This is a genomic window from Pseudomonas quebecensis (genome assembly GCF_026410085.1).
GTDB classification, from domain to species: domain Bacteria; phylum Pseudomonadota; class Gammaproteobacteria; order Pseudomonadales; family Pseudomonadaceae; genus Aquipseudomonas; species Aquipseudomonas quebecensis.
Map to the genome: position 1 here is coordinate 4693468 of NZ_CP112866.1, position 17269 is coordinate 4710736.

The 17269-nt window shown below is 61.9% G+C and carries 14 protein-coding genes; 4 read left to right on the forward strand and 10 right to left on the reverse strand.

Translation table 11 applies throughout. From position 1 onward, the window contains the following. Positions 1 to 1179: 1179 nt before the first annotated feature. The 7 genes from OSC50_RS21965 to amaB all read right to left on the reverse strand — a co-directional run bounded on the left by OSC50_RS21965 (position 1180) and on the right by amaB (position 9509). Entirely contained in the window at positions 1180 to 1896 is a 717-nt protein-coding gene (locus tag OSC50_RS21965) for an ABC transporter ATP-binding protein (RefSeq protein ID WP_266245664.1), read from the reverse strand. Then, positions 1893 to 2768, reverse strand: a complete 876-nt coding sequence (locus OSC50_RS21970; protein WP_253510189.1) for an ABC transporter ATP-binding protein — start codon at positions 2766 to 2768, stop codon at positions 1893 to 1895. Before OSC50_RS21970 ends, OSC50_RS21965 begins: the two co-directional genes overlap by 4 nt. Further along, positions 2765 to 4042, reverse strand: a complete 1278-nt coding sequence (gene livM, locus OSC50_RS21975; RefSeq protein ID WP_253510187.1) for a high-affinity branched-chain amino acid ABC transporter permease LivM — start codon at positions 4040 to 4042, stop codon at positions 2765 to 2767. The genes OSC50_RS21970 and livM overlap by 4 nt, the downstream gene beginning before the upstream one ends. A gap of 3 nt (positions 4043 to 4045) precedes the next feature. Continuing rightward, positions 4046 to 4960, reverse strand: coding sequence for an ABC transporter permease subunit (locus OSC50_RS21980; RefSeq protein WP_003236186.1), 915 nt, complete (start codon positions 4958 to 4960; stop codon positions 4046 to 4048). Between the two features lie 122 nt (positions 4961 to 5082). Beyond that, the gene (locus OSC50_RS21985; protein WP_181080445.1) at positions 5083 to 6219 is read right to left on the reverse strand and encodes a branched-chain amino acid ABC transporter substrate-binding protein; all 1137 of its coding nucleotides are present in this window, start codon (positions 6217 to 6219) and stop codon (positions 5083 to 5085) included. A 374-nt stretch (positions 6220 to 6593) separates the two neighbouring features. After that, positions 6594 to 7877: an L-pipecolate oxidase gene (amaA, locus tag OSC50_RS21990; protein ID WP_181080446.1), complete on the reverse strand. Its 1284-nt coding sequence runs from the start codon at positions 7875 to 7877 to the stop codon at positions 6594 to 6596. Positions 7878 to 8018: 141 nt separating this feature from the next. Further along, positions 8019 to 9509 (reverse strand): L-piperidine-6-carboxylate dehydrogenase, encoded by a 1491-nt coding sequence (gene amaB / locus OSC50_RS21995; RefSeq protein ID WP_253510184.1) that lies wholly within the window; start codon positions 9507 to 9509, stop codon positions 8019 to 8021. A 152-nt stretch (positions 9510 to 9661) separates the two neighbouring features. Here amaB and OSC50_RS22000 point away from each other — a divergent pair, with 152 nt between their 5' ends. The 3 genes from OSC50_RS22000 to nadE all read left to right on the forward strand — a co-directional run bounded on the left by OSC50_RS22000 (position 9662) and on the right by nadE (position 12770). Further along, the gene (locus tag OSC50_RS22000) at positions 9662 to 10552 is read left to right on the forward strand and encodes a LysR family transcriptional regulator (RefSeq protein ID WP_181080448.1); all 891 of its coding nucleotides are present in this window, start codon (positions 9662 to 9664) and stop codon (positions 10550 to 10552) included. A 172-nt stretch (positions 10553 to 10724) separates the two neighbouring features. Then, complete coding sequence (gene pncB, locus OSC50_RS22005) at positions 10725 to 11939, forward strand: nicotinate phosphoribosyltransferase (RefSeq protein ID WP_266245660.1); 1215 nt, start codon at positions 10725 to 10727, stop codon at positions 11937 to 11939. Positions 11940 to 11942: 3 nt separating this feature from the next. Continuing rightward, on the forward strand, positions 11943 to 12770 hold the full coding sequence (nadE, locus tag OSC50_RS22010) for an NAD(+) synthase (RefSeq protein ID WP_266245658.1): 828 nt from the start codon (positions 11943 to 11945) through the stop codon (positions 12768 to 12770). Between the two features lie 105 nt (positions 12771 to 12875). Here the strand turns inward: nadE and azu are convergent, their stop codons facing one another. Next, positions 12876 to 13322, reverse strand: coding sequence for an azurin (gene azu, locus OSC50_RS22015; protein WP_181080451.1), 447 nt, complete (start codon positions 13320 to 13322; stop codon positions 12876 to 12878). Positions 13323 to 13655: 333 nt separating this feature from the next. On the opposite strand from azu, the gene OSC50_RS22020 reads away from it, so the two are divergent. Beyond that, complete coding sequence (locus OSC50_RS22020; RefSeq protein WP_266245656.1) at positions 13656 to 13838, forward strand: hypothetical protein; 183 nt, start codon at positions 13656 to 13658, stop codon at positions 13836 to 13838. A gap of 45 nt (positions 13839 to 13883) precedes the next feature. Here the strand turns inward: OSC50_RS22020 and OSC50_RS22025 are convergent, their stop codons facing one another. Next, positions 13884 to 14774 (reverse strand): transglutaminase family protein, encoded by an 891-nt coding sequence (locus tag OSC50_RS22025; RefSeq protein WP_266245654.1) that lies wholly within the window; start codon positions 14772 to 14774, stop codon positions 13884 to 13886. Continuing rightward, positions 14774 to 17260, reverse strand: a complete 2487-nt coding sequence (locus OSC50_RS22030; protein WP_266245652.1) for a circularly permuted type 2 ATP-grasp protein — start codon at positions 17258 to 17260, stop codon at positions 14774 to 14776. The genes OSC50_RS22025 and OSC50_RS22030 overlap by 1 nt, the downstream gene beginning before the upstream one ends. Positions 17261 to 17269 lie beyond the last annotated feature (9 nt).

Below are 17269 nucleotides of genomic sequence, written 5' to 3' on the forward strand. Positions count from 1 at the left end.
CCTGCAGCCGGTTTTAGAAAGTATTTTGCTTGACCTTCACTGGCACCTATGTAGCTCAGGGCGACGGCGAAAATCTTGAACGATGGCTCCAGGCCAGTCATTTCGGCCTCTGCGGAGGTCTTTCCAGAGTTTAGTCACAGACTTATCCACAGGCCTGGAGGACATAATTCAGTCATATACCTGTGTCTTTAAACAGGTTGACAAACCCCTCGATCCCTCACGAAAAAGACACTGATCAAAAAACGATCATGCAGCTGAAAGCCACGGTTTTAAAGGCTTTCAGCGAGCTACTCCCACGTTACCCACAGCCGGTTCCACAGTGGATGGGGACAAGTCAAAAGTGTGACAAAACAGCGATTTGCGGCGGCTATATGTCGCGCTTTGGAGCTGGGCTGGATTTGTTTTCCACAATTTGGGATAAGCCTTGTGGATCGACAAATCTTCGACATGGCGCTGGCGCGCACTGATCGTTCCCACGCTCTGCGTGGGAATGCCGCTTGGGACGCTCCGCGTCCCGCCAAGCGCCGCAGGTTTTGGCTATTGCGCACAGGCGCCGCAGGTTTCGGCCACCGTGCACGGGCGACGCGGAGCGTCGCGGGCTGCATTCCCACGCGGGAGCGTGGGAACGATCTTGATGCCTGATTGAATGACGCCCACTGATCGTCCCCACGCTCTGCGTGGGAATGCCGCCTGGGACGCTCCGCGTCCCGCCAAGCGCCGCAGGTTTTGGCCACTGTGCACGGGCGACGCGGAGCATCACCGGCTGCATTCCCACGCGGGAGCGTGGGAACGATCTTGATGCCTGATTGAATGACGCCCACTGATCGTCCCCACGCTCTGCGTGGGAATGCCGCCTGGGACGCTCCGCGTCCCCCCAGGCGCCGCAGGTTTTGGCCACTGTGCACGGGCGACGCGGAGCGTCACGGGCTGCATTCCCACGCGGGAGCGTGGGAACGATCTTGATGCCTGGTTGAATGGCGCGCGCTGATCGTCCCCACGCTCTGCGTGGGAATGCCGCCTGGGACGCTCCGCGTCCCGCCAGGCGCCGCAGGTTCTGGCCACTGTGCACGGGTGACGCGGAGCGTCGCGGGCTGCATTCCCACGCGGGAGCGTGGGAACGATGCCCCCGGTTTGTACCGGGGCTTGCCCCCTCCCCAGGGTACTGCGTCGTGATTCAGATCAGTGGCCGCCGAGGTAGGCGTTGCGCACTTCCTCATTGACCAGCAGTTCCTTGCCGGTGCCAGTCAGGCGAATCTCACCGTTGACCATCACATACGCGCGGTCCGACAAACGCAGTGCGTGGTTGGCGTTCTGTTCCACCAGAAAAATCGTCATCCCGGTAGCCGCCAACTCGCGCAGGGTGGAAAAGATCTGCTTCACCACAATCGGCGCCAGGCCCAGGCTCGGCTCATCCAACAGCAACAGCTTGGGCCGGCTCATCAGTGCGCGGGCGATGGCGAGCATTTGCTGTTCGCCGCCGGACATGGTCATGGCGCGCTGGTTACGCCGCTCCTTAAGGCGCGGGAACAGCTCGAACATGCGCTGCATATCTTCACCGGCGAACTTGTCACCGATCGGAATGGTGCCCATCAGCAGGTTTTCCTCGACGGTCATGTCGGGGAATACCCGCCGCCCTTCCGGCGACTGCGCGATGCCGTTGGAGGCAATGTAGTGGGACGACTTGTGGGTAATGTCGACGCCGTTGTAGAGAATCTGCCCCGACTCGGCCCGTGGCTGGCCGAAGATCGACATCAGCAATGTGGACTTACCCGCACCGTTGGAGCCGATCAGGCTGACGGTTTCGCCTTCGTTAATGTGCAGCGAGACTTTTTTCAGGGCCTGGATCGGGCCGTAGAACACGTCCAATTCCTTCATTTCGAGGATAGGTGCACTCATACCAGTTCCTCTTCGTCGGCGCCCAGGTAGGCGGCGATCACTTTGGGGTCGTTGCGGATCGCGTCCGGCCCGCCCTCGGCGATCACGTTGCCGTGGTCCAGCACCACGATATGATCGGAAATACTCATCACCATGCCCATGTCATGTTCAATCAACACCACCGTAAGGTCGTGTTCGTCGCGCAACAGGCGAATCATCGCGCTGAGGGCTTCGGTTTCCTGGGGGTTGAGGCCCGCCGCCGGCTCGTCCAGGCAGATGATCTGCGGCCGGGTGCACATGGCGCGGGCAATTTCCAGGCGCCGCTGCTGGCCGTAGGAAAGCTCACCGGCCAGCCGGTTGGCGCAGTCCACCAGGTCCACCACTTCCAGCCAGTAGAACGCATGGTCAAGGGCGTCACTCTCGGCCTTGCGGTAACCCTTGGTGTTGAGGATGCCCGCCAGCATGTTGCGGTTGACCCACATGTGCTGCGCCACCAGCAGGTTTTCCACCACGGACATTTCCTTGAACAGGCGGATATTCTGGAACGTACGCGCCAGCCCCGCGCGGTTCACCAAGTGGGTGCCGCCGAACATTTTGTAGTACACGCGGCTGAGGAAGCTTTTCGGCGACACGAAATCGGTGGCCTGGAAGCGCTCGCCCAGCAGCTGGATCACGTTGGTCTGCTTGCCACGCACATTGAGCTGGATCTTGCCGCCACTGGCTTTGTAGAAACCGGTAAGGCAGTTGAACACCGTGGTCTTGCCGGCGCCGTTGGGGCCGATCAGGGCGAAGATCGAGTTGCGTTCGACCTTGAGGCTCACATCGCTCAGGGCCTTGATGCCACCGAAGTGCATCATCAGGTGTTCCACGGAAAGCACGACTTCCTTATTCATGGCGCCACTCCCTTGCGTGGTGTCACACCGGTGCGGCTGATGCGGATCAAACCGCGCGGTCGCCAGATCATCATCACCACCATCAACACCCCGAACAGCAGCACGCGGTATTCCGAGAAGCTGCGCAGCAGTTCCGGTGCGACGGTCAATACGAACGCGGCAATCACCACGCCCACCGTCGAGCCCATGCCGCCCAACACCACGATGGCCAGGATCAATGCCGATTCGAAGAAGGTGAACGACGACGGGTTGACGAAACCTTGGTAACTGGCGAAGAACACACCGGCCAGGCCGGCCGTGGAAGCGCCGATGGTGAACGCCGAGAGCTTGACCAGTACATGGTTCAGGCCCATGGAGCGGCAGGCGATCTCATCCTCGCGCAGAGCTTCCCAGGCACGACCGACCGGCATGCGCGTGAGGCGATGCTTGATGTACAGCACGGCCAGCACCACCAGGAACAGCACGATGTAGATGAACATGAACTTGATATTGGCGTTGTACTCGATGCCGAAGAACTCGTGGAACGGAATCCCACCCTCCTTGGCCTTGCGCCCGAACTCAAGGCCCAGGAAGGTCGGCGAAGGCACCGGCATACCGTTCGGGCCGCCGGTGAACGACAACCAGTTGTTGAGGACCAGGCGAATGATTTCACCAAAGCCCAGAGTCACGATGGCCAGGTAGTCACCGTGCATTCGCAGCACCGGGAAGCCGAGTATGCAGCCCGCCAGCGCCGCTGCGATGGCTGCCAGTGGCAGCACGCTCCAGAAGCCCAGGCCCAGGTATTGATAACCCAGCGCCAAGCCGTAGGCACCGATGGCGTAGAACGCCACGTAACCCAGGTCGAGCAGCCCGGCCAGGCCGACCACGATGTTCAGGCCCAGGCCCAGCAACACGTAGATCAGGCCGAGGATCACCACGGTCAGCAGGTATTTGTTGGCGAAGATGGGAAACACGATGGCGATCACAATCAGCGCCGGGATGATCCAGCGCAGCCGCGACTTGTAGTCAGGCGCCAGCACATGCACACCCGAGCCGCTGCTTTCAAAACCCTGCAGGATCTTCACGCCCTTGGGGGTTTGCAGGAACAGGCTCATGGCGAAGCGGCCGACCATCACGATGGCGACCAACAGGCCCACACGCGCCGGTTCCAGGTTGAAGCTATAGCCGTCGAGGACCACGCCGACGATCGGGCCGAACACGATCAGCGAAATCAGCCCGGCAAGGACCGTATCGACGACACTTTTCTTGATATCGATGGGTTTGGCAGCAGACATGTTTTACACCTTAGCCACGAGCGGACGACCCAGCAGGCCCTGAGGACGGAAAATCAGGATCACCACCAGCAGGGAGAAACTGAATACGTCTTTGTAGTCAGAGTTGATCAACCCCGAGAACAGCGATTCGGAAATCCCGAGGATGATCCCGCCGAGCATCGCCCCAGGCAGGGAACCGATGCCGCCGAGAACCGCGGCGGTGAAGGCCTTGATGCCAATGATGAAACCGGCATAGAAATCGAACGTGCCGTAGTTGAGGGTGATCAATACGCCGGCCAGCGCGGCCATGGCGGCACCGATCACAAACACGTAGGAAATCACGCGGTCGGTGTTGATCCCCAGGATCGAGGCCATCTTGCGGTCTTGCTGGGTAGCGCGGCACATGCGGCCGAGCTTGGTGTACTTGATGATGTAGGTGAGCAACGCCATGCCGGCAAACGCCGCCACGAGGATGAAGACCTTGGTGTACGTCAGTTGGACGAACCCGCTGCCGATGTCGACGCGCCAGGCGCCGGCCAGCAGGGTGGGGATGCCTTGTTGTTTCGCGCCCTGGGCGATCTGCGCGTAGTTCTGCAGGATCAGGGAGATGCCGATGGCGCTGATCAGCGGGGCCAATCGGGTGGAGTTGCGCAGCGGTTTGTAGGCGACACGCTCGATGACCCAGCCGTACACGCCGGTGACGACTACGGTGAAGATCAAAGTGCCGAGAATGAGCAGCGGGAAGGATTCGATGCCGAAGTAAGCCAGCAGTGCCAGACTGATCGCCGCGAGGTAAGCGGAAATCATATAAACCTCGCCGTGGGCGAAGTTGATCATGCCAATGATGCCGTAGACCATTGTGTAGCCGATGGCGATCAGGCCATAGACCGACCCGAGGGTCAGCCCATTGACCAGTTGCTGCAGGAAAATACCATCCATAACGCAATCTCACGCGGTGAGCACCTGCACACCCTGAGGTGCGCGGCGCTTCTGGAGGAAAAGTCAGATCTCAAACACAACACTGTCCCACTGTGGGAGGGGCTTGCCCCCTCCCACATGGATTACTTCTGCTTTTCCAGCTGGTGGTATTTGCCGTCTTTATCCCACTGGTAAACCACGTAGTCGGAGATTTTCAGGTCGCCCTTGGCGTCCCAGGTCTTCTCGCCCATCACGGTCTTGACCGGATTGGCTTTGAGCCATTTGGCGGCGTCTTCGCCTTTGTTGGATTTGGCGCCATTGAAGCCGGCGGCCAGGGCCTGGATCGAGGCATAGGCGTACAAGGTGTAGCCTTCGGGCTCGGTGCCGTTTTTGCGGAACTCTTCCACGACGGTCTTGCTGTCCGGCAGCAGGCGCGGGTCGGCGCCGAAGGTCATGTAGACGCCATCCACGTACTGCGCACCACCGGCGGTAGCCACCAATTCGTCAGTCACGATGCCGTCATCGGACATGAACTTGACGTCCTTGAGGCCCGCTTCACGAATCTGGCGAACCAGGGGACCGGCTTCCGGGTGCAGGCCACCGAAGTACACGACGTCGGCGCCCAGGGAGCGGATCTTGGTGACCAGGGCGCTGAAGTCTTTCTCGCCGCGGGTCAGGCCTTCTTCCAGCACCGGCTTGACGCCACGCTTGGTCAACTGCGCAGCGGTGGCGTCGGCCAGGCCCTTGCCGTAGGTGTCCTTATCGTTGATGACCGCGATTTTCTTGCCCTTGAGCACATCGACGATGTAGTCGCCGGCGACGATGCCCTGCTGGTCGTCACGCCCGCACATGCGGAACATGGCGCCCAGGCCGCGCTCGGTGACCTGCGGGTTGGTAGAGCCTGGGGTGATCGCGATGATGCCCGCTTCGTCATACACCTCGGACGCCGGGATGGTGTTCGACGAGCAGAAGTGCCCGACCACGCCGATGACTTTGTCCTGGTCCGCCAGGCGGTTGGCGACGGCCACGGCCTGCTTGGGTTCGCAGGCGTCGTCACCGGCCACCAGCTTGATCTGTTCGCCGTTGATGCCGCCAGCCTTGTTGATCACATCGGCTGCCGCCTGGGCACCCTTCATGTATTGCTCACCGAAAGCGGCGTTGGCGCCGGTCATCGGCCCCGCTACGCCAATCTTCACATCAGCTTGAACAAACGCAGAAACACCCAGCGCCGCTGCCACGGCGAGAGCAAGAAAGCCTTTCTTGTAAAACGTCTGGGACATGAGTGGTGCTCCGATATTTTTGATTTTAGGCACGACAACTTGCATTCAAACTTTTCACCGAAAGCTCAGAGCAAGCCGCGTGCCATTACGTTTTTATTCTTCAAAAAGACACGGTGTCATTGTTATTGCAGGCGTTTCGTCTCCGCATGCCAGCACGTGCAACCCTCTGGCACGCCCAGGTGCAACCTAAAGCTGTAAAAGGTACAACCATTACCGGTCGCACCTGCAACCAGAGCGATAAACACCACTTCCTACAGCGGTAACCGTAGGCGTAACGGAACTGCACATTTACAGTGCGCGTTTGCTACGACTTGCACCAATACAGATGAGTAGCCTGCTAAGAAAATGCGCGGCTTTGGGGGGTATTTCGCTGATCAGATAACGATCCTCAGGCATTGCCCCGCGTGATACAGCGAAAACCCGGCTTCATACAGGCAGCTGCGCAGGCCCACCGCCGCCAGTGGTTGCATCGGCGCAAACGGGATCGGCAGCGCCTGGGGATTCTGGTGACATAGATAGTCGGCAAACGCCTTACCCACCACACTGCCGGTGGTCACGCCGCGCCCGTTGTAGCCGGTAACCGCCACCAGCCCCGGGGCCGGCTCGAACAAGCGCATCAAGTGGTCGGGAGTAAAGGCGATGCAGCCGGTCCAGGTATATTCCCACTGCACCGATTTGAGGTACGGAAAGTAGTGCTGCTGCACCCGGTCGGCCCACGCCTTGAGGAACCACGTCGGTTTCTGGTTGCCATTGCCCAGGCTGCCGAGCAGCAGCCGGCCATCGGCATCGCGGCGGATGCTGCTCAAGACTTGGCGGGTGTCCCAGGAGCCCTGTCCACCGGGCAGGATTTGCTCGGCGGCGGCGTCTGCCAACGGGGCCGACGCGACTTGGTAGTAATAACCGGGGAAGAAGTTTCGTCGCAGCGCGGTCCATTCGCCTTCGGTGTAGGCGTTGGAGGCGATAACCACTTGGGCGGCACGCACCGCACCGTCGGCGGTCTGGACCGACCAGTCCGAGCCTTGGCGCTCCAGCCGCGTAACAGGGGAATGATCGAACAGTTGCCCACCCAGCCCTGCCGCCGCATTTGCCAGGCCGGTGGTGTAGGCCATGGGGTTGAGCGTGCCCGCGCGCCGGTCCAGCAAGGCGGCAGCGATCTTTTTGGTTCCGGTGGCGTGCTCGCAGGCTTGGCCGGTGAGTAATTCGACAGGCGCGCCACGGCGCTTCCATTGTTCCTCACGGCTGCGCAAATCCGCCTCGCCACGGGCGTTGTGCGCCATGTGCAACGTGCCTTCGCGACGCAATTGGCAATCGATGGCGTATTTGTCGATCAGGCTGAACACCAGCGCCGGCGCCGCGCCGAGCATGCGGTTGAGCTGGCTGCCCACCGCTTCGCCGAAACCGGCTTCAATCTCGTCCGGCGGGATCCACAAGCCGGCATTCACCAACCCGACATTGCGCCCGGAACCGCCATGCCCGCTGCGATGGGCTTCGAGCACGGCGACGCTTTTACCCTGTTCCAGCAAATGGATCGCCGCCGATAGGCCGGTGATCCCGGCGCCGATCACGCACACATCCACCTTGACCTCACCGTTGAGCGCGGCACGATCCGGCCGGCTGGGGGTAAGGTGTTCCCACAAACATGCTTCGCGTAGTGCCATTGCCAGACTCCGGGATGAACTCACAACCGATCGTTCCCACGCGGAGCGTGGGAATGTAGCCCTGGACGCTCCGCGTCCGCCTTCAGGTCGTGACGCGGAGCGTCACAGGATGCATTCCCACGCGGAGCGTGGGAACGATCATCAGTCGAAGGTGATGCCTTGCGCTAACGGCAGCTCCAGCGAGTAGTTCACGGTGTTGGTCTGGCGGCGCATGTACCCGCGCCACGCATCGGAACCGGATTCACGCCCGCCGCCGGTCTCTTTCTCGCCACCGAACGCGCCGCCGATTTCCGCGCCGCTCGGGCCGATGTTGACGTTGGCGATGCCACAGTCGCTGCCCACCGCCGACATGAACTGCTCAGCCTCGCGCACATCGGTGGTGAAGATGCACGAGGACAGGCCTTGGGGCACGGCGTTGTTCAGGCGCAGGGCTTCGGCGAAGTCGGTGTAGCCGACCACATACAGGATCGGCGCGAAGGTTTCGGTGCACACCACGTCGCTCTGCTCGGGCATTTCCACGATGGCCGGGGATACGTAGTAGGCGTCGGGGAAGGTGTCTTCCAGCTGGCGCTTGCCGCCGAACACCTTGCCGCCTTCGCTCAAGGCTTGCTCTAGGGCGTCCTGCATGTTGTCGAAGCCGTGCTTGTCGATCAGCGGGCCGACCAGGTTGCCTTCCAGCGGGTGGCCGATGCGTACTTTCGAATACGCGGCCTTGAGACGGGTGACGATTTCGTCCTTGACCGACTCGTGGGCGATCAGCCGACGCAGGGTGGTGCATCGCTGACCAGCGGTGCCGACCGCGCTGAACAAGATGGCGCGCACGGCCATGTCCAGGTCGGCGCTCGGGCCGAGGATCATGGCGTTGTTGCCGCCCAATTCGAGGATGCTGCGGGCGAAACGCGCCGCGACTTTGGGCGCCACTTCGCGGCCCATGCGGGTGCTGCCGGTGGCGCTGATCAGAGCCACGCGCGGATCGTCCACCAACGCGGCGCCGGCATCGCGACCGCCGATGATCACCTGGCTCAGGTACTCGGGGGCATCGCTGAAGGTTTTCGCGACGCGCTCGAACAGCGCCTGGCAGGCCAACGCGGTGAGCGGGGTCTTTTCCGACGGTTTCCAGATCACGGCATTGCCGCACACCAGCGCCAGGGCGGTGTTCCAGGCCCACACCGCGACCGGAAAGTTGAACGCGCTGATCACGCCGACCACGCCCAGCGGGTGCCAGGTTTCACGCATATGATGGCCAGGGCGCTCAGAGGCGATGGTCAAGCCGTACAGCTGACGGGACAGGCCGACGGCGAAGTCGCAGATGTCGATCATTTCCTGCACTTCACCCAAGCCCTCCTGGGTGATCTTGCCGGCTTCCCAGGACACCAGCTCGCCCAGGTCGGCCTTGTACTGGCGCAGGACATCGCCGAACTGGCGCACCAACTCACCGCGACGCGGCGCCGGCACCTTGCGCCAGGCCTCGAATGCATGCTCGGCGCGACTGACCTGTTGCTCCACCTCGGCGGCGCCTTCCCAGTGCACGCTGCCGATACGGCTGCCATCGATCGGCGAGTGCACGGGGTGTTTACCCGACTGGTACAACGCCGGGTTCACCCCGAGACGATCAAGCAATGCGGCAACCATGGGTCACTCCTTCAATCTGTGTAGAAAAAAAGCGCCGCGGCCCGCACGACGATCCAAGGCTTATTTGTAGCTGGCCCAAGACTTGCCAACAAACGACGATTAGGCGAGATATCATTCCGTTTATTCATGCCAGGAATAAAAAGAGGCACGCCGTGCTGAATAAAAGACATTTGCCCTCGATCACCGCCCTGCAGTGTTTCGAAGCGGCCACCCGTCACCTGAGTTTTACCCGCGCCGCGGAGGAGCTGAACCTCACCCAGAGCGCGGTGAGCAAACAGGTGGCGCAATTGGAAGAGTTGCTGCAGCACCTGCTGTTCCGCCGCGTGCGGCGCCGCCTGCAGATGACGCCGGCGGGCGATTTGTACCTGGTGGAGGTGCGCAAGATCCTTACGCAGGTAGAGATGTCCACCCACTACCTGCGCTCCTACGGCGGTGAGACCGAAGTACTGCGCGTGTCCACGCCCTACACCTTCGGCGCGCGCTGGTTGGTGCCGCGCCTGAAGGGCTGGCGCCTGCGTCACCCGCAGATCCATCTGGACCTGTGCAACGAGCAGGAGCCGGACGAGCTGCTGCAAGGCAAGGCCGACATGGCGTTCTACTTCGGCCAGGGTGCGCGGCCGGGCACCGAGAGCCTGAAACTGTTCAGCGAAGAGCTGGTGCCGGTGTGCGCCCCGGAGAGCCTGCCGGCGCAGCCCTTCACCGATCCCACGCAGTTGAGCAACCTGGTGCTGCTGCAAAACGCTTCGCGCCCCCAGGGCTGGCACGACTGGTTTGCCGACCAGGGTTATCACACCGAGCACAGCTACCATGGCCCGCGTTTCGACACTTTCTATATGTGCATCCGCGCGGCGCAGGTGGGGTGCGGCGTGGCGTTATTGCCACGCTTTCTGGTGGAAGAAGAATTGGCCGACGGCAAGCTCGTGATCCCTTGGCAGCATGCGATGCCCAGCCAGGACGCGTATTACCTGGCCTACCCGGAGCACGCAGCCGAAGTGCCCAAGGTACGCGAATTTGTGAAGTGGATGATGGAGCAAGTGATTTAGTGCCTGGAGTGGAATGCATTTCAAATGTGGGAGGGGGCTTGCCCCCGATGAGGCCAGTGGCCTCCCCGAAAAAATGTCTGGCAAAACCCCTCAGGTCTATGCGCCACTAGCCCCCTTTTAAATTCGTGAGTAAAGGTCGGCCCCCGCGCCGATCCATCTGGAGATTCCCGTTATGAGCGAGAGCGTGTTTGCCGATCGCATCGTGCAGAACCTGCTCGACACCGACTTCTACAAACTGACCATGATGCAGGCGGTGCTGCACAACTATCCCAACGTGGAAGTTGAATGGGAATTTCGTTGCCGTAACAGCGAAGACCTGCGGCCCTACCTGGCGGAGATCCGCTACCAGATCGAGCGCCTCGCCGAGCTGAGCCTGAGCCCGGACCAACTGGGGTTCCTGGAACGCATCAGCTTTATGAAGCCGGACTTTTTGCGCTTCCTCGGGCTGTTTCGCTTCAACCTGCGCTATGTGCAGACCGGTATCGAAAACGGCGAGCTGTTCATCCGCCTGCGCGGGCCCTGGTTGCATGTGATCCTGTTCGAAGTGCCGTTGCTGGCCATTGTCAGCGAAGTGCGCAACCGCTACCGCTACCAGACCGTAATCCTCGAACAGGCCCGCGAGCAGTTGTACCGCAAGTTCGATTGGCTGACGGCCAACGCCGGCAGCGATGAGCTGTCGGAGCTGCAAGTGGCCGACTTCGGCACGCGTCGGCGTTTCTCATACCGGGTGCAGGAAGAAGTGGTCAGTGTGCTCAAGCATGACTTCCCCGGGCGGTTCGTCGGCACCAGCAACGTGCACCTGGCCCGCGAGTTCGACATGAAACCCCTGGGCACCATGGCCCATGAATGGATCATGGCCCATCAGCAACTCGGCCCGCGCCTGATCGACAGCCAGATCGCCGCGCTCGATTGCTGGGTGCGCGAATACCGTGGCCTGTTGGGCATCGCCCTGACCGATTGCATCACCACCGATGCGTTCCTCGGCGACTTCGACCTGTACTTCGCCAAGCTCTTCGACGGCCTGCGCCACGACTCCGGCGACCCGGTGCAATGGGCGGAAAAAGCCATCGCGCATTATCACAAGCTGGGCATCGAGCCGATGAGCAAGACGCTGGTGTTCTCCGATAGCTTGTCGCTGCCCAAGGCCCTGGAGATCTTCCGCGCGCTGCGAGGCCGCATTAATGTGAGCTTCGGCATCGGCACCAACCTGACCTGTGACATTCCAGGGGTGGAGCCCATGAGCATTGTGCTTAAAATGACCGCCTGCAATGGCCAGCCCGTGGCGAAGATCTCCGATGAACCGGGCAAGACCCAATGCACCGACCCGAATTTTGTCGCCTATCTGCGTCACGTTTTCAAAGTACCTGCCCTATCCAACAAGGAGTGAAGCATGCAAGCCGTACAGCGTGAGATCGCGCAGCAGCTCAAGGTCCAAGCGCCATTCAACGACCAGGCCGCGCTTGAGGCCGAAGTAGCGCGGCGCGTGGCGTTTATTCAGGACTGCCTGCGCAATTCCGGGCTCAAGGCCCTGGTGTTGGGCATCAGCGGCGGCGTCGACTCCCTGACCGCCGGCCTGCTGGCCCAACGGGCGATGCAGGAGCTGCGCGCCAGCACCGGTGACCAGGCGTATCGCTTCATCGCCGTGCGCCTGCCTTACGAAACCCAGTTCGATGAAATCGATGCCCAGGCGTCGGTAGACTTTATCGAGCCGGACGAGCGTCACACCGTCAACATTGGCCCGGCGGTCAAAGCCCTGGCCAGTGAAGTGGCGGCGTTTGAAGGCAAGGCGGCGGTGTCCCGTGATTTCGTGCTGGGCAACACCAAGGCGCGCATGCGCATGGTGGCGCAATACACCATCGCCGGCACGGCCGGCGGCCTGGTGATCGGTACCGACCATGCGGCGGAAGCGGTGATGGGCTTTTTTACCAAATTCGGGGATGGGGCGTGCGACCTGGCGCCGTTGAGCGGGTTGGTGAAAAACCAGGTGCGTGCGATTGCGCGGCATTTTGGCGCGCCGGAATCCTTGGTTGAGAAGGTGCCGACCGCCGACCTGGAAGACTTGTCGCCAGGCAAGCCGGATGAGGCGTCACATGGTGTGACTTACGCTGAGATCGATGCATTCCTGCACGGCGAGCCGGTGCGGGAAGAGGCGTTCAGGATTATGTGCGAGACGTATCGCAAGACCGAGCACAAGCGGGTCATGCCGTTTGCGCCGTGAGGTGAACCAGGCAGAAAGTCATCGGGGGCAAGCCCCCTCCCACAGTTGACTGTATTCACAATCCAAGGTGGGAGGGGGCTTGCCCCCGATGAACGATTACGCGCCTTACTTGACGACCACAGTGCCTTTCATCATCGAGATGTGGCCTGGGAACGAGCAGAAGAACGCGTAATCGGTACCCGCTGCCAGTTTCGACACGTCGAAGGTCACGGAATCTTTCTCGCCGGCACCGATAATCTTGGTGTGGGCGATGATGCGGCTGTCGCCTTCTTTCAGGTAGTTTTTGTCGATACCGGCGGCCATGCCATCGGTAGCGACCGGCTGCATGTCAGCGGCGCTGGTGAGCACCCAGTTATGACCCATGACGTTCTTCGGCAGGCTGCCGGAATGAGTCAGCTCGACGGTGAATGTCTTGCAGCTCTTGTCGATCGTGATTTCCTTGGTGTTGAAGGACATCTGGTCAGTGGAGTCGACGGTGACCTTGCACTCTGCAGCCAGCAACTGGCCGCTGGCCAATGTCAGCAGGGAAACAGCAACGATTTTGGCAAACATGTGAATCTCCAAGGCAGGGTTAAAAACGCATGATGCGGCAAGGGTGCCTGAGACAGGCACGATTTCCTATGATCTGAATCAACAGATTGTATACAACTTTAGGCTATCAGACCTATCGACACAATCAACCGGCCAAAGTGCCGCAGGCTGCCTATGATCGGCTCCATCACCTATCTGGAGCCCGCGCCATGTACCTCAACCAATTGTTCAACGGCCTGCTGGCCGCTTACGCCTGCGGTAAGTGAAGGCCAAGCGCGCTGCTAAGCTGCTACCATGGCGACCCGAGGCAGCCGCGCGCCGCCCACCCTCACCTTCGACCCTAGAGGATTGCCCATGGCCAAACCTAATTACTCCTTCGCCAAACGTCAGAGAGACTTGGCCAAGGAACAGAAGAAAGAGGAAAAGCTGCAACGCAAGAAAGCCGCTGCCGATGAAGAGGCCGGCGCCCTCAACCCGGAAGTTGACGGTGAAGTAACGAGCGACGACACCGAAACACCAAAAGATCCTGCCGAATAATTCCTTTGTGGTGAACAGGCCCGCCCCGTTCACCACAATCCACCATTACTCCAGCGGCATTACCGTCACCCGCACTTCCGGGTCATGGCTGCCTCCCCCCAGAATCACCCCACGCAACGGCGACACATCGGAAAAATCCCGGCCCCAGGCCAGGGTGATGTGCTCCAGTGCCGGCTGCACATTATTCGTCGGATCGAAATCTACCCAGCCTGACACCGGGCAATACACCGAGACCCACGCATGGGACGCATCGGCGCCGATCAGCCGTGGCTGGCCGGGTGGCGGCTGCGTGAGCAGATAACCGCTGATGTAACGCGCCGCCAGACCGCGCGAGCGCAGACACGCAAGCATCAAGTGGGCGAAGTCCTGGCATACGCCGCGACGGCGTTCCAGCACCTCCACCAGCGGTGTAGCGACCTGGGTGGCTTCGGCATCGAAGGTGAATTCGCTGAAGATCTTCTCCATCAACGCCTGCACGCCCAGCAGCAATGGCCGCCCCGGCGCGAAACAGCTTTGCGAGAAGTCGACGAAGGTTTGCTTCAAATGCACATAGGGCGACTCGAAGCGATAGCGGCAGGCTTCGATCGCCTCGGGCGACATCGGCCGGCTGCTGTAGGTCAGGCTGTCGCGGGTCTGGTCCCACGCCGGCGACCGAGCGAAATCCGGCGCCGGCCGCGCCAGCACTTCCACGGTCAGGCCGGCATTGACCAGCAGTTCATCGTGGGGCCGCTCGAAGGCCAGGCGGGTGATGGGGTTGCCGAACACATCCAGCTCGTCGCGGCGTGAGGACGGCTGCGGGCTGATATCCAACTGTTGCGCGCTGCAGCGCTGCCACTCACACGCACGCGGCCACAGATGCGCCAACTGCTGGGCCAGGGACACCGGGCTGTCGTAGTGGTAATGGGTATCGTGGAAAATCTGGTAGCGCGCACTCATCACAGCGACACCGTTTGCTGGCTTACATCATCCACATGAGCGAAGTGGCGCAGCGCCAGGCGATCCGACACTTGCCCACTCTCCTCGGCCACCGCTTGCAGCAGGTCGGCCAGGCCATCCAACGCGGCGCGTACGCCGGACTCGCCGAACAGCGGGTTCTCCAGGCAACTCAGGTCGAAGCGCGTAAGGCGCTCCACCAACGGTCCCAGACCGGTTTCCCGCGGCACACCGAAGTCATCGTTGAGCCGTCGCAACGTGCGACTCACCAGTTTGAGCTGGAACAACACCGCATGAGGGTTCTGCTCGTCCAGCAACAACAGGTCGAGCACCGGGATCAGTTGCGGCACCGCCAGGTAGCGCGAGCGGTAGGTGATGCTGCTGTTGCCCAATTCCAGCAACCATTCCAGCCCCGCCTGATCGAACACCGCCACGCCGCGCAGGAACGCCGCAAGGCTGCTGCTGAGAAACTGCAGACGCTCGATGCGCCGCCCCATCATCAAGAAGCGCCAGCCCTCATCGCGGGTCATGTCGTCCAGGGCGAACCCGGACAGCGCCGCGAGGGACATCACCAGGCGGTTGAGAAAGTCCAGCAGCTCGCCGAAGTCCGCCGTCTCGCGCGCAAGCTCCAAGGCTTCGCGTTGCAGCTCCACCAGGGCCTGCCAGTTTTCCCGGGACAACTTGCCCCGCACCTGAGACGCCGCCCACTGCAAGCGTTGCAGGTTGGCGCGCAGGCTCGACGGCCAATCGTCACCGAGCAACGCGGCCAGCAGGCGCTCGGGCAGCTCGCCCTCCTCCGGCAACAAGCGCAAGTTTTCGCCCAGCGCCACCGCCGCCTGCAACGCTAGCGGGTCGTCGCCGTCGACGTAGCGCGCCAACACGACCCGCAGCCAGCGCGCGCTGTCATCGCAGCGTTCGCAATAACGGCCAAACCAGAACAGGTTTTCCACTACCCGCGAGGGCAGATAGGGGTCGCGGCGCACCAGGTCATGGGCGCCGATGGGGCGTTGCGCGCGCCACTGTTCGCCGCCAGGTGTGCGCTCACCGAGGACCCAGGTGTCTTTGCTCGCGCCGCCGCGTTGCATCGACACCACCTCGGCATCGGCTTCGGCGGCCACACGCGTCAGCCCGCCGGGCAACACACGATAGCCGTCGTCGCTGGCCACGGCGTACACGCGCATGCCGATGGCACGGTGTTGCAGGTGATCCTCTTCGGTGTGCCACACCGGCGCCTGGGACAGTTGCGCCAGCTCCTGGGCCACGTACGCGTAAGGGCGCGCGCGCATGCGTTGGGTCAGGGCCTGGCGCTGCGCATCGTCCAGATCGCGGCCAAACACGGGGGTAAAACTCTGCGACGCAAATGCCGGTTTGATCAGCAGTTCCGGCAGTTTGTGCAACGCTTCGGCAAGCACCGGCGCCTCGCCGCACCACCAGGTGGCGATGGACGGCAGGATCAGTTCTTCGCCAAACAAAAACTGGTTGATCTTCGGCAGAAAGCCCAGCAAACCCGGAGACTCCAGCACACCGCTGCCCAGGGCATTGGCCACCAGCACATGGCCCTGGCGCACCGCGTCGAGCAGGCCCGGCACGCCCAGGGCCGAGTCGGTGCGCAGCTCCAACGGGTCGCAGAAGTCGTCGTCGAGGCGGCGCATGATCGCGTGCACCCGGCGCAGGCCGCTGAGGGTCTTGAGAAATACACGGCTGTCGCGCACGGTGAGATCGCCGCCTTCCACCAGCGGGTAACCGAGCTGGCGCGCGAGGTAGAGATGTTCGAAATAGCTCTCGTTGAAACGCCCAGGGGTAAGCAGCACAATCAGCGGTGTCTGATCATCGCCGGGGGCCTGACGCGCCAGGGTTTCCTGCAATGTGCGGAAGAAACCGGTGAGATGCTGCACCTGCAGATCGCGATACAAGTCCGGGAAGGCGCGAGACACGATGGTGCGGTTTTCCAAGGCGTAGCCTGCGCCCGACGGCGCCTGGGTGCGGTCGGCGGTGACCCACCAGCGGCCATCCGGGGTGCGCGCCAGGTCTACCGCATACAGGTGCAAAAACGCGCCGTCGGGCGGCTGGATGCCCTGGCACGGCCATAGGAAGTTGTTATGCCCGAACACCAGTTCCGCCGGCAGCAGGCCTTCCTTGATCAAGCGCTGCGGGCCATACAGATCGGCCAGCACCGCGTTGAGCAAGCGCGCGCGCTGGGCGATACCGGCCGCCAGGTGCTGCCACTCGTCAAAGGCCAGCACATGGGGCAGCAGGTCCAATTCCCATGGGCGGTCGGCGCCTTTAGGGTCGGCGTAGACGTTGTAGGTCACGCCGTTTTCCTGGATCTGCCGGGTCAACAGCGCCTGACGCTGGGCCAACTGCGCCGGGGTGCTGCGTTGCAGGTGATCGAGCAGGCGTCGCCAATGGGCACGCACTACGCCGCTGTCGTCCAGCAATTCGTGATAAGTGCCCGCGGTCAGCGGGTAACGGTCGAGCAAGTCGGACATGGAACGCTC

Excerpts from the sequence above, each read along its gene's own strand:
- OSC50_RS21965 (WP_266245664.1), bottom strand. The coding sequence starts at position 1,896 with ATGAGTGCACCTATCCTCGAAATGAAGGAATTGGACGTGTTCTACGGC.
- OSC50_RS21970 (WP_253510189.1), bottom strand. The coding sequence starts at position 2,768 with ATGAATAAGGAAGTCGTGCTTTCCGTGGAACACCTGATGATGCACTTC.
- livM (WP_253510187.1), bottom strand. The coding sequence starts at position 4,042 with ATGTCTGCTGCCAAACCCATCGATATCAAGAAAAGTGTCGTCGATACG.
- OSC50_RS21980 (WP_003236186.1), bottom strand. The coding sequence starts at position 4,960 with ATGGATGGTATTTTCCTGCAGCAACTGGTCAATGGGCTGACCCTCGGG.
- OSC50_RS21985 (WP_181080445.1), bottom strand. The coding sequence starts at position 6,219 with ATGTCCCAGACGTTTTACAAGAAAGGCTTTCTTGCTCTCGCCGTGGCA.
- amaA (WP_181080446.1), bottom strand. The coding sequence starts at position 7,877 with ATGGCACTACGCGAAGCATGTTTGTGGGAACACCTTACCCCCAGCCGG.
- amaB (WP_253510184.1), bottom strand. The coding sequence starts at position 9,509 with ATGGTTGCCGCATTGCTTGATCGTCTCGGGGTGAACCCGGCGTTGTAC.
- pncB (WP_266245660.1), top strand. The coding sequence starts at position 10,725 with ATGAGCGAGAGCGTGTTTGCCGATCGCATCGTGCAGAACCTGCTCGAC.
- nadE (WP_266245658.1), top strand. The coding sequence starts at position 11,943 with ATGCAAGCCGTACAGCGTGAGATCGCGCAGCAGCTCAAGGTCCAAGCG.
- azu (WP_181080451.1), bottom strand. The coding sequence starts at position 13,322 with ATGTTTGCCAAAATCGTTGCTGTTTCCCTGCTGACATTGGCCAGCGGC.
- OSC50_RS22020 (WP_266245656.1), top strand. The coding sequence starts at position 13,656 with ATGGCCAAACCTAATTACTCCTTCGCCAAACGTCAGAGAGACTTGGCC.
- OSC50_RS22025 (WP_266245654.1), bottom strand. The coding sequence starts at position 14,774 with ATGAGTGCGCGCTACCAGATTTTCCACGATACCCATTACCACTACGAC.
- OSC50_RS22030 (WP_266245652.1), bottom strand. The coding sequence starts at position 17,260 with ATGTCCGACTTGCTCGACCGTTACCCGCTGACCGCGGGCACTTATCAC.